Source organism: Alteromonas gilva (genome assembly GCF_028595265.1).
GTDB classification, from domain to species: domain Bacteria; phylum Pseudomonadota; class Gammaproteobacteria; order Enterobacterales; family Alteromonadaceae; genus Alteromonas; species Alteromonas gilva.
In genome coordinates this window covers 2,173,118-2,185,168 of the sequence record NZ_JAQQXP010000001.1, presented here as the reverse complement: position 1 = coordinate 2,185,168, position 12,051 = coordinate 2,173,118, and the positions used below count along the sequence as shown (strand labels likewise).

Genomic DNA, 12,051 nt, shown 5'->3' with positions numbered 1-12,051 from the left:
ACGCGGTAACCTGACCACCGTCAGCGCACAAGTCAATCATCTCAGCCAGTAAAAATACATTTAAATGGCCGGCCAAATCGGATGCTTACGCAAAAGTAGAGGAAAAAGTTGCTATTATGTTGGATACTAGCATAAGCAAGTCTGAGAACAATTGGAAGTAATACAAATGCCCGACAAAAATGGCGTGCAACATCCAGATTCAACAGAGTCACCCGGTCGTATTAGTACACCCATCAACGAACAGATTGATTTTTCGACTATTTTAGCTGCGGCTGTGCACGACATGAAAAACTCACTGAATTTATTAGTGCAGTCAGTTGAGCAAATTGTTTCTACCTTGCCACCCGAACTAAGTGACACCCGACGCCAAATCGTCGATTTGCATTACGAAGCGAACCGAATGAATACCGGGTTAGTGCAGATATTGTCATTGTACCGGGCCAATCGTGAAAGCTTGCCGGTAATGATTGATCAGTGCTACGTTAACGAACTGATTGAAGACATTGTGCTATCAAATCAACTGTATGCATCACAAAAAAACATCAGCATCGATAATCGCTGCACGGATGAGCTGGCGTGGTATTTAGATGCCGATCTCATGTATTTGTTAATTAATGATGTTTTGATCAATGCACTGCGATATGGTACATCAGATATAATTATCAGTGTGAGTCAGCAAAACGACTTTTTGGTAATTAAAATAGAAGATGATGGCGATGGTTATCCCGACCATATGCTCGTAGCCAACGATGCAAAGCCCACAGACTTTAACGTATCACAAGGACGTACTGGTCTGGGATTGTATTTTGCACATTTAATTGCTCGCGCACATGTAAGAAGTGCTGATGATCAGGTTCGTCAGGGCTCTATTACTTTGTCTAACGGGGGAGCTATGGGCGGTGGTGTTTTTGAGGTCAAAATCCCTTAACACTGGCCGATACACATAAAACGCTGTTCATATCGATGTAATAACAGGAAACGCTGAATGACATTTATAATAATAATTGTACTGATAGTAGTATTGCTCATTGTAGCGATCGTCGTTAACGCCTATCAACAATACAAAGCAAAAATGGACGCAGAGCGACGCACAGAAGTTGCCAAACAGCGCACCATCATCGATGAAACCGAGAATGTGTTGATGGCAACAGCGCAAATGCCTATTTCTCAGGGGCTGGTAAAAATTCTGTTGCAGCGAATTCACCGCGCTTTGCAGGTCATTAATGAACTTTCTTCGTCGTCACCGGACACCAAACAACATTTAGAAGATATCAGCTCAAGAATAAAATCGATTGATATGGAGCCTGATAACAACAACCAGTTCGCGCTGCCTGAAACCGACAAAATGATTATTCAATACATTCAGGCAGTAAAAAAACTGCGAGTGATGCTGCGTACCGAACGAAGCAAAGGCAAAGTCGATGGCAGCACCTACCTTGAGCAAGACAAACAACTCGAAAAACTGCAGTTAAAAGTGAATGTTGAAACCCTCATTCGTCGCGGCAGAGCGGCTCAGCAGTCCGGGATGTTAGGCTCGGCACGACAGTACTTTGAAAAAGCGATTACTGCGCTGGAGAATCAATCACAGTCTGACGAGTTTATTCAGACCCGCAGGGATTGGGTTAAACAGCAATTGCAGGAAATCCAGGAAAACCTTAAAAATGCCAACGCGCAGGACAGAGCCAAACGCCGCGAAGAAGAGCGCGACGAGCTGGACGAATTGTTTGCGCCCAAGAAAAAATGGTAGCAATTTAGCCGTAATAGCCCCACGCACACCGTATGTTATAACGGTGTGCGCCCTGCCCTGATATTCATTTTATCTCCCCCGCAGCCTGGCAGATAGCAGGCTAAATAAACACACACTATGCCCGCCACGTCATTTAATCATCGGCTGGTTAAATCTGGTCTGAAACATGCAATCCAAAGCGTAACTGACAACCACTATGACCAGTGCTACGATTGTGCAAATAAACTCAAGACCCACGTTAATCGACTACCTCAACGATCCCACCGCGGCAGATAAAGCGTTTAAAAAACTGTCTGATGGTACCGGTAGCACTAAGCTGCAAGCCGAATTAAACCAACTGACGGGGCGTCTGGACGACAATCAAATTAGTACCATTTCAGCCGACATCGCTGCCGGTGATTCTAATTTGTCGTTAAACAAACTTAAAAATATGCGTGATTTTTACGAACATCGCGTGGCCGAAGAACTGCAGGAACTTGCCTCCCAACACGGCGTCAACTTGCCAGTCAACATCACCAATAATGACGGTAGCTGGACAGTCGATGATTTAACCGGATCAGAGCAAGCAGGCATTACAAAACTGCAAAATTACCTAAACCGGGACGAGCGTTTAAGTAAGCAGCTCGAAACACTGGCGCAGCTTAGCAGCACGGTAGAACTCAACCAGGCCCGGGAAAATGCCAACGCGTTAAAAAAACAAGACGTCAGCGACGAGGCCATTGTTGATTATTTACAAACAACCCGCGACACCGTGTTTACTGAAAAAACACTCCACATCAGCCGCGACGGCGTAACATCAAACACCTTGAATCTGGCAAATAAACTCTACGACGCACTGAAATAATAAAAGCTAACAGGTCCTTGCCTATCGTGATTCAAACCAAGAGAAATGTTGAATGTTGCTGATATTTTACCTAACTTATAGAAAAAGCTTAATCGTTCAATAAACAACAAACACGGCTTTTTTAAATTAGTATTTAAAAAATTTAGCCAGGGTTTAGGCTTAGCGATTATTAAAAGGAATTATTATGCAAAAGCTCGTTGTATTGTTGTCGGCTCTTATTGTTGCGTTCGCTGCAGGTTATCTTTCTCACTCGTTACTTAACCAAAATCAAACGCAAGAATCCCCCTTAGAGCATCCCCCTCATCAGATTGAAAGCCCGATTGCAAAGCAATCACCTGAGACGTTAACAACCAAGCAGGCCCAGTTGCCAACAGCTATCGCCAGCAAAGAAGTGCAAAATAGCATGGGCGATACTCAACCAATTGAGTCAGGTGGTAATGCGCCGTCGCCCTCCACTTCGCCACAGTATTCAGACAGCCAGGAAACAGCCACCACAGGTAAAACTGACAATACAGGCACCACTGCCGCAATGTCTGATGAAGCCATTCGCGAATTAAAACAATGGCAAACGCGACATAAGCAGGCTTTAAAAGAATTATTTAACGATAGAGTGCCTGAGCATTTTGCCGAGGGTTTCTTTAGTAAGGCTACTGAAGACAACGCGTTTCTCGATGAAATAAAAGAAAATCTCAACCCGGATAGAAATGATCAGTGGCATATGCAAATGGAGCAGCGTTTAAGTGATATGATTCAACTCCATGAACTGAGTAATCGTATTGAAATATTGAGTCTTACTTGTAAACAGTTAACCTGTGAGATTGTCGGCAAAGCGTTTGAAGAAGGCCCCTGGACAACAATATATATGTCAATGGTAAGGAGACTTTTTCAAGCCGGTGATAGCTTAAATATGCAAAAAGGAAAACGGGTAACCTACTTTGATAAAGAGCAGGAATATTTTTATTCGCAACTTGTATTTGAGTAATGCTGGCCAATGCTGGCCGTGTCTCTTTTCTTTTAACTAATCGCCCTTTTATTATCAGCCGTTCTTAATCAAACTGGCTCATGCAACGGCACACAACACGCACAAGGAAGCAACGTGAAAAAACAAACTACAGGGAGATACCTCGCAATTTTAGGATTACTTCTATTTTGGGCCCCCCTCTGGGGAGTCGTTGAAACGTATCTTTTGATGGCCTCTTCATTTCAGGAAATAACGCTGTTTGGCCCCAATGAGCCCAAAATTCCACAGGACGAATTAAGAGCAGCAACGATAAACATCATACAGGGCAGCCTCTTATCATTAGTGGCAATAATCCTATTTGTCGTTTCCGTTGTGTTTTTAAAATATCGCACTGGTTGGCTGTTTTGGGTACTAATATTCTATTCGACAATATTGCTACTATTGTTCCCTATCGGCACCGTGACAGGCATCATAGGTTTGGTACTGCTCATTGTTAATAGAAAAAAGTTTGCTACTAGCAGTATTGATTCATAACCCAATGATGAGCGCTTAAGCGGATAAACCGCACGATGCGGGAATATTTTTGAAGACGCTTTAAGCTTGTAAAGATTACTGTAAATAGTCAACCAAAAACGGCGACGGCACTATTTCATTGTAGCTCTCTAGCCTAAAGGCTTATTTTACAAACCCCTAAGTCGGGTAAGTTTAGATTTTTCTCCATTTCGCTACTCCCCTTCTTCTTCGCTTGTAAATAAAAATCGCGATTTGGATTTGCAACTACGATGGGTTTCGTACATAGTAAATACGAAGCTATTCGTATTTAAGGATAAAACATGGTTACACCGACCCCAGCAGAGCTCGAAATATTAAACGTGCTTTGGAAAACCAAAGAAGCCACTACGCAAACTGTCAATACGCAACTTAATTTACAGCGCGCAGTCGGTTATACGACAACCCTTAAAACAATGCAGATAATGGTCGAAAAAGGCCTGCTGGATCGACGTAAAGAAGGTAAAAGCCATATTTACTTTCCGTTGATTCAAGAGTCTGAAGCGAAAGGTAATTTGCTGGATAAGTTTGTAAAAAGCACCTTCGGTGGGTCTGCCAGTCGCCTCATGATGCAGTTATTAGGTAAGCATGATGTCACGCAAGCCGAGATTGACGAAGTAAAGGCATTCATAAAAGAAATGGAGAATAAAGATCATGGATAGATTTATTACATTACTTGATAGCCAGTTTGTATATGCCCTCGGATGGACCATAGTGCATTCCTTTTGGCAGAGTTTAATAGTTCTGTTATTGCTTATATTTACTTTATTTATTAATAAGCGAGCGAGTGCTTTAACAAGGTACTGGCTAGCCGTTATTGCATTGGGCTGCTGCTTTTTAATAAGCGCTAAAACATACACCTACAGTTATCAGGATATTGCTCAAGCAAAGGCTTTATTTAGCCAGCTACAAAGTGTTTTGGTGGCCGATAGCCCCCGTTCCTGGTGGCAATGGATCTATCAAACCGTCAATCCTTGGTTAATTTACATTGTAGCGGCGTGGATTTGTGGCTTTGCGCTACAGGCACTGCGTTATATAGCAGACTTAGTCTTAACACATCAATTAAAGTCCCGTGCTATTAGCACAGTTCCCAATAATTCGCAGAAAAGATTTGAAGCGTTGGCTGCTCAACTAGCAATACACAAAAACATTCGTTTTTTTCAGTCGACCAAAGTGCTGGTTCCTTGCGTTATCGGTCATGTAAAGCCGGTAATATTATTGCCACTCGGTATGTTATCGCAGTTGCCTCACGAGCAGGTCGAAGCCATAGTGCTGCATGAACTGGCTCATATTAAGCGTAATGATTATTTGATGAATATTGTTCAGTGTGCCATCAAAGTACTTTTTTTCTTTAACCCGTTTGTACTCGCTATAAGTAAGAAAATTGACATTGAACGTGAGCATTGCTGTGACGATATCGCAGTAAAAGTCTGTGGCAGCCCGCTGACATTTGCCCATACATTGAGCCGCTTCGCCGATATTAGCCATAATAGTCAAACCGCTGTGGCGGCGAATAAAAATCAGTATTTATTACTGGCAAGAGTGAAGCGTTTATTTGGCCAACCGAGACGATTATCAAAGTCTGTTGAGCACACAATTGCGCTGAGCTGCGTGGCTATTTTAGGATTAACCTTAAACGTTAATGCCGGTACTCACTACACTTCTATCGCTAACGAAACGAAAACATCTGCCCAACCAGAGCAAGTACAGCATGTAGATGTTAGTGAGCAACTGACGTCGATAAGGACTACTACTCCACCACCAATAACTAACGTAAACACGGAGGTCTCTGCTGATAGTTCACTCGATTCAACGGCAGTGGAACAACAGGTTTTCGCTAACAAAGCAAATAAAACCGATAATACCAATGAGCAGCAGTTAAAAAATGAACATGAACCAGTCCACAGTAACGCAACTAGCAGTAGTAGAGAAACTGATCCGGATGAAAAGTTAGCAAAAACAGCTGCCGTGAGCAGTGAAGTCGCTATAGATTACCTGGCGCAAGCTGGTCAGCCAATAACAAAGCCGTCAAAGCACCCGGAGCCTGTCCATAGACTCGATACATCATAAACGCCAAACAACAGACGTTTACCCAACGATCAACCTCTACTCGAACAAGTTGAATCTTCTGATTTTGAAAAATTGGTGACCGCACCAATTAAAGACTTACAGGAGTTTAAATATATCGTTTATGCACCGCCTGGCACTGAGGATTTGCATCTCACATCCCTCAGTCATAGGTGGAAAGATAGCACCGAAAAATATTTAGCAGACCTATCAAAAGAATATAGCGAGGTACGCCGCGCTTCAGACAATCAAAAGATAGAGTTTGAGCAAATTTCTTAAGGCGAGCAGTCTACACTCGTCGCGCAAATCAGGCTAAAGGCCATCTCTCACGCACGCGGGATAACGGAAGAATGCAAAGTGCCGGCAGTTATTTTTGCCAGCAGAAATAGCGGCTGGTTTCCCGGTTTTTGTCAGTACGCCGAGAGAATGAAATTAAGGTATGAGGTTGTTCTATTTGACCCTTATAAAAAGAAAGTAGTCATGTATGGTCGCAAAATCATTCACGAATATTCTGCAAGTAGTCAGCACAAGGTATTTAATACTGATCATTGGCAAGCTAATCAGGAGTCGAAAATCTGGCAGCAGCTTTTTGAACAAATATACGGTGATGTGTACTCAGTGACTCAACAAAGTGAACATCAACTGGCACGTAATAAGCTACCGAGTTCATAACGCCAACAAGACAACAATTGATAAAAACCTAGACACCTGAACGCTGCTTTCAGGTGTCTTTACACTTTTAGGTGACTTCACGATGCGGTTCTTTTTATCGCCTGATAAAACGCACACTACAACCAGCCAAACGTGCCTGCCTGCTTATTCAGCACAACCACAGACTCGACAATATCAGCCGCTCTGCCAGCCGCTCCATAACAAACGTGCAGTGGTAACAAATGCTCTTCACGTGGATGACAGAACCGTGCACCGGGCGCTTGCTCCCAATTGCAAAGCTGATCAGACCGCGACTCTTCACTTATGTCTTGTGCCGTCATTACGTTTTTAAACCAGCTTTCAAACGCAACATTGTGTTCCCGGCTCACGGCGGTATCCGGCGCAAAAAATGCGCGCATGTTATGAAACGAAAAACCTGAACCCAGGATCAACAAATTGTCATACTCCAGAGCACCGATGGCCTGCCCTAATTGAATGTGCAGGCTGGCATCAAGGCTGTTCAGCAGTGACAGTTGAACAACTGGAATATCGGCATCCGGATACATAAGCTTAAGTGGTACAAACACGCCATGATCCAAACCACGCTCATCATCGGTGTTCACCTTAATACCCGCAGATTGAAGTGCGCTGGCCACACTCGCCGCCAACGCTGGTTCCCCCGGGCACGGGTAGGTTATTTTATAGCTTTGAGGGGGAAAGCCATAGTAGTCGTACAGTAGCGGTGGTGCCGGATTGCTGGTTACCGTTGCAACCGCCGCTTCCCAGTGGGCGCTGATAACTAATATGGCCGACGGCCGGCGCAGGCGCTTGCTGAGTGCATTGAGATGTTCAACCAATCCCTGATGGCCTGGGTCCCCCAGTAGCGGCATGGGCCCACCGCCGTGAGAGATAAACACCGCTTGTTGTGAGTTGTTCATCACCTTGAGTCTCCTTAATACCTTTCGGGCTAACTGTCACAGTGCCGCGCTTTTTTAACTTTTCTGACATTGCTACCAGTCAGGCTCCCTTAAGCTTCCGATTTGTGGCCTGCCCGGGATTGCAGGCCATGGTGCGATTAAGCCTGACGGGGGAGTTTTGCGGCAATAACCCGGTCAACCGAAGACCGCCCTGCGCCACTTAAAACGAGTGATGCTGTTGCCGCCAAAAGCGCGAGTGCGTATTCATAGCCGCCATTCGATATAAACAAGCCGTTTTGAATATGCGCTGTAAATATTGCCATGACCATAGTAAAAGCTGCCACCAACGCTGCGGGCCGGGTTAACACGCCGAATATCAGCGCCAGCCCGCCAAAAAACTCAGCACTTCCAGCCAGTAGCGCCATTAAATATCCAGGCTCAAGGCCCAGACTAGTCATGTATTGGCCGGTGCCTTCAAGCCCGTAACCACCAAACCAGGCAAATAATTTTTGGGCACCATGGGCAGCTAATACAATGCCGGTTGGTACCCGCAGGATTAAAGCCGCAAAACCCGCATCAGTAGAAAGTAGTTTTAATAATGTTGTGTTCATAATTCAATCTCCGGTTAATTTAATTAAACGCCTTGCGAATGACGTCTCGCTAAGTCGTTGCCACTTTACTACTCGCAAATTGATTTATTAATAGAGATAAAATAGAGTAATTATCAACACTTCGTTGATAATAGACCTTATGGACAGAATTGAAGCAATGCGAGCATTCATAACAGTGGCGCGTTCAGGTTCATTTAGCGCGGCGGCTGAAAAGCTTGATAAATCACCGCAACTAGTGAGCAAGTACGTATCGCAACTGGAGAATCATCTGGCCAGCAGGTTGCTCAACCGTACTACCCGTCGCGTACACCTTACCGAAGCGGGTCAGCAGTATTTATTAAGGGCCAGCCAGGTATTGGAAGAAATTGATAGCATGGAAAGCGATCTTAATGCCATGCAGCATCAGGCTAACGGCCTGCTAAGGATCAGTGCGCCAGTCGCCTTCTCCACACAACACCTCGCGCCGCTGCTCAGCACGTTTCAACAGCAGTACCCTGATGTGGATATAGATTTAAACCTTAGCGATCGCAAAGTAGACATTATTGAAGAAGGTTTTGATATTGCGCTTAGAATTGGTCATTTAAAGAGTTCTTCGTTTATTGCAAAACCCCTGACGCCAATTCAGTTAGTGCTGTGTGCGGCCCCGTCATATTTAGCTCAGTACGGTGAACCGCACTCCCTTGACGATCTTAAAACTCACCGCTATTTGCGATACAGCTATATTGATGAAGGCAACAGCCCTGCGCCTCACAATTTCCTTGCCGAAGGGCAGAACATGCACAACGCCGCCCTGACCTGTAATCATGGTGAATTGCTGACACAGTCAGCCATACTTGGCCATGGTATTGCGTTGCAGCCTACCTTTATTTGCTATCAGGCCCTTGAACAAGGCCAGTTAAAGGTGATTATGCGTGACCATAAGCCACCGCCAATGCGGCTTTACGCCGTCTATGCACACAGGCAACTACTGGCCAGCAAGGTGCGCGCTTTTATTAACTTTGCTGCCGACTATTATGGTGACCAACCCTACTGGGACAACTGCCTGACGGCAGCAAAGTAAAGCGCAATCGAATCATCGTAGCGCACCAGACACACCGCCCCTGCGTTTGGCGAAATACCTAACGGTGAACATTACCATGAGTGCTGATGAGATAATTAGCGGGTTAGTCATCTGAACGCTGACATAAGTATGTGAGTGACAGTGGCTAAACCTTATCGGTATTCACCTCAACCACTTGCTGCCACAATGTTTGCGCGGTGACAGAAGTTACCCCTCTGCTGGCGCGCACCATCCCTACCCGTTTTACCAGCGGGCTGTCGGTAATATCCCGGCATACCAGTCCCTTACGCAGCATTTGCTCCAAACACAGCGAAGGTACAACGGAGATACCAAGGCCTTGTGCTATTAACTGCCCCACCGAGCCATACTGACCAGTTTCGGCCACGATATTTAGCTGGCCAAACCGCGCGGCGGTATGCTCTGTCCACTGCCTCACCGAAGAACCTTTGTTGAGCATAATAAAGGGCTCATTAACCAAATCCTGCCAGCCAATACTGCGCTTGCCATTAAGCGGATGCTGTTGGGGCATTACGGCCACAAAGCGGTCGTTAAACAACGGGAAAAAGTCTAAGTTATCGAGTAACTCCGGCTCAAAACAAAAACCAATGTCGGCCCGGCCAGTGCGCACAGCATGAATAGTTTCTTCCATGATCACATCATGAATACGCAGGCGAATATTCGGAAACTGTTGATGAAAGCGAACCAGAATACCCGGCAACCGTGATTCTGCAAACGACGGCATGGCAGCCACCGACAACCGCCCCTGTGCCATGGCAAACAAATTTTGTACGCCTTCTACCGCATCATCCCACTCCAGCAATAACCGGCGCGCCTGGGGCAGCAGGGTCTCGCCTTCCGGGGTTAATTGTACCCGCCGTGTGGTGCGACTGAATAACTGGCCACCCAACTGTTGCTCCATTTTTTTAATGGCACTCGACAACGCCGGCTGCGTTAAAAACAGCTTTTCAGCCGCCTCGGCAAACGTGGCAGAGTCAGCAACGCAAACAAAGGCCTGCATGTTTCGGTACGACACGCTCATATTATTAACTTTTATTTATTAATAGTGATATTAATTCAATTTTACAAAATTTTAACCGTGATTAATACTGACATTGTTCATTAATTAGAGGAGAGCATGCTATGTCTGGCTTCGATAAGGTCGTATCCAGTTACGACGAAGCAATGCAAGGGTTAGAAGATAACATGACCGTGATTGCAGGTGGCTTCGGACTATGCGGTATTCCGGAAGGGAGTATTGCCCAGATAAAAAAAATGGGTACCAAAGGCCTCACTATTGTGTCGAATAACTGCGGTGTCGACGGTTTTGGTTTGGGTATTTTGCTCGAAGATAAACAAATCAAAAAAATGGTCTCGTCGTACGTTGGCGAGAATGCCCTGTTTGAAAAGCAGTTACTTAACGGTGAACTCGAAGTAGAGTTAACCCCGCAAGGTACCCTGGCAGAGAAAATGCGTGCCGGTGGTGCGGGTATCCCGGCGTTTTACACCGCAACCGGCTACGGTACACCGGTTGGCGAAGGCAAAGAAGTAAAAGAATTTAACGGCCGCCCGTATATACTGGAAGAGTCTATCACCGGTGACTTTGCGATTGTTAAAGCCTGGAAAGCAGACCGCTATGGTAACTGCATTTACCGTCATACCGCACAAAATTTTAATCCTATGGCGGCGACGGCAGGTAAAATAACCGTTGTAGAAGTAGAAGAAATCGTGGAGCCTGGTGAATTGGATCCGGCACATATCCACACACCGGGTATTTATGTAGACCGGGTAATCCAGGGCACGTTTGAAAAACGTATCGAACGCCGTATTACGGCTAAATAGGAGGCGACCGTGGCATTAACAAGAGAGCAAATTGCAATGCGTGTTGCGCAGGAATTCCAGGATGGCAGTTACGTGAATCTGGGGATTGGTATTCCAACACTGGCCGCAAATTATGTACCCGAAGGCATCAGTGTGATGCTGCAGTCAGAAAATGGTTTGCTGGGTATGGGCCCCTATCCAACCGAAGAAACCATTGACGCAGACATGATTAACGCCGGCAAGGAAACCGTAACGGCCAGCACCGGCGCCTCAATATTCAGTTCGGCAGAGAGCTTTGCCATGATCCGTGGTGGCCATGTGGACTTTACCGTGCTGGGTGCCTTTGAAGTAGACGTAAACGGCAATATCGCCTCGTGGATGATTCCAGGCAAGCTCATAAAAGGCATGGGCGGCGCGATGGATTTAGTCGCCGGCGCCAAAAACATTATCGTTACCATGACCCACGCCGACAAACACGGCAATTCCAAGCTGTTGTCTGAATGTACGTTACCACTGACAGGGGTGAATTGTATTACCCGTATTATTACCGATTTAGCGGTACTGGAAGTGAAAGACGGCGCGTTTTATCTGCGCGAGCGTGCGCCTGGTGTGACCATCGACGAAATCGAGGCCAAAACGGCCGGCAAGTTAGTAGTTGAAGGCGATATCCCGGAAATGCACTTTTCCTAAGTAAACTGCCCCTGGCAGCAAGCAGATAGCGCAAGTCGTGTTGCGTTATCTGCCTTTTCCACTCCCCAACCATGAATATTACCTCTGCGGCTTTACTCACCCGCGTATTCAGGGATAATAGGCGCGATCATTAAGC

14 protein-coding genes are annotated in these 12,051 nt (G+C 45.7%); 11 read left to right on the top strand and 3 right to left on the bottom strand.

All coding sequences use genetic code 11. The features are described 5' to 3' along the window. Positions 1-166: 166 nt before the first annotated feature. The 8 genes from OIK42_RS09595 (at position 167) to OIK42_RS09560 (ending at position 6,840) form a co-directional block, all read left to right on the top strand. Positions 167-928, top strand: a complete 762-nt coding sequence (locus tag OIK42_RS09595) for a sensor histidine kinase (RefSeq protein ID WP_273640052.1) — start codon at positions 167-169, stop codon at positions 926-928. Between the two features lie 57 nt (positions 929-985). Continuing rightward, positions 986-1,747, top strand: coding sequence for a hypothetical protein (locus tag OIK42_RS09590; protein ID WP_273640050.1), 762 nt, complete (start codon positions 986-988; stop codon positions 1,745-1,747). Positions 1,748-1,943: 196 nt separating this feature from the next. Next, a complete protein-coding gene (locus OIK42_RS09585) occupies positions 1,944-2,591 on the top strand; it encodes a hypothetical protein (protein WP_273640048.1) in 648 nt (215 codons plus the stop codon). Between the two features lie 184 nt (positions 2,592-2,775). Further along, on the top strand, positions 2,776-3,573 hold the full coding sequence (locus OIK42_RS09580; protein ID WP_273640046.1) for a hypothetical protein: 798 nt from the start codon (positions 2,776-2,778) through the stop codon (positions 3,571-3,573). Positions 3,574-3,687: 114 nt separating this feature from the next. Next, positions 3,688-4,086, top strand: coding sequence for a hypothetical protein (locus OIK42_RS09575; RefSeq protein ID WP_273640044.1), 399 nt, complete (start codon positions 3,688-3,690; stop codon positions 4,084-4,086). Between the two features lie 299 nt (positions 4,087-4,385). Beyond that, positions 4,386-4,763 carry a BlaI/MecI/CopY family transcriptional regulator gene (locus tag OIK42_RS09570; RefSeq protein WP_273640042.1) on the top strand — a complete coding sequence of 126 codons (378 nt, stop codon included), beginning with the start codon at positions 4,386-4,388 and terminating at the stop codon, positions 4,761-4,763. Further along, complete coding sequence (locus OIK42_RS09565) at positions 4,756-6,171, top strand: M56 family metallopeptidase (protein WP_273640040.1); 1,416 nt, start codon at positions 4,756-4,758, stop codon at positions 6,169-6,171. Before OIK42_RS09570 ends, OIK42_RS09565 begins: the two co-directional genes overlap by 8 nt. A 423-nt stretch (positions 6,172-6,594) precedes the next feature. Further along, the gene (locus OIK42_RS09560) at positions 6,595-6,840 is read left to right on the top strand and encodes a hypothetical protein (RefSeq protein WP_273640038.1); all 246 of its coding nucleotides are present in this window, start codon (positions 6,595-6,597) and stop codon (positions 6,838-6,840) included. A 116-nt stretch (positions 6,841-6,956) separates the two neighbouring features. Here OIK42_RS09560 and OIK42_RS09555 read toward each other — a convergent pair whose 3' ends face one another. Together OIK42_RS09555 and OIK42_RS09550 are read right to left on the bottom strand one after the other, a co-directional pair. After that, a complete protein-coding gene (locus OIK42_RS09555) occupies positions 6,957-7,757 on the bottom strand; it encodes a DODA-type extradiol aromatic ring-opening family dioxygenase (protein ID WP_273641477.1) in 801 nt (266 codons plus the stop codon). A gap of 137 nt (positions 7,758-7,894) precedes the next feature. Beyond that, positions 7,895-8,347 (bottom strand): DoxX family protein, encoded by a 453-nt coding sequence (locus OIK42_RS09550; RefSeq protein WP_273640036.1) that lies wholly within the window; start codon positions 8,345-8,347, stop codon positions 7,895-7,897. A gap of 157 nt (positions 8,348-8,504) precedes the next feature. Here OIK42_RS09550 and OIK42_RS09545 point away from each other — a divergent pair, with 157 nt between their 5' ends. Beyond that, positions 8,505-9,407, top strand: coding sequence for a LysR family transcriptional regulator (locus OIK42_RS09545; RefSeq protein ID WP_309568759.1), 903 nt, complete (start codon positions 8,505-8,507; stop codon positions 9,405-9,407). A 145-nt stretch (positions 9,408-9,552) separates the two neighbouring features. Here the strand turns inward: OIK42_RS09545 and OIK42_RS09540 are convergent, their stop codons facing one another. Beyond that, positions 9,553-10,446 carry a LysR family transcriptional regulator gene (locus tag OIK42_RS09540; protein ID WP_273640034.1) on the bottom strand — a complete coding sequence of 298 codons (894 nt, stop codon included), beginning with the start codon at positions 10,444-10,446 and terminating at the stop codon, positions 9,553-9,555. Positions 10,447-10,547: 101 nt separating this feature from the next. On the opposite strand from OIK42_RS09540, the gene OIK42_RS09535 reads away from it, so the two are divergent. Both OIK42_RS09535 and OIK42_RS09530 read left to right on the top strand, forming a co-directional pair. Continuing rightward, positions 10,548-11,246, top strand: coding sequence for a CoA transferase subunit A (locus tag OIK42_RS09535; protein WP_273640033.1), 699 nt, complete (start codon positions 10,548-10,550; stop codon positions 11,244-11,246). Between the two features lie 9 nt (positions 11,247-11,255). Then, positions 11,256-11,915, top strand: coding sequence for a CoA transferase subunit B (locus OIK42_RS09530; protein ID WP_273640032.1), 660 nt, complete (start codon positions 11,256-11,258; stop codon positions 11,913-11,915). Positions 11,916-12,051: the final 136 nt, after the last annotated feature.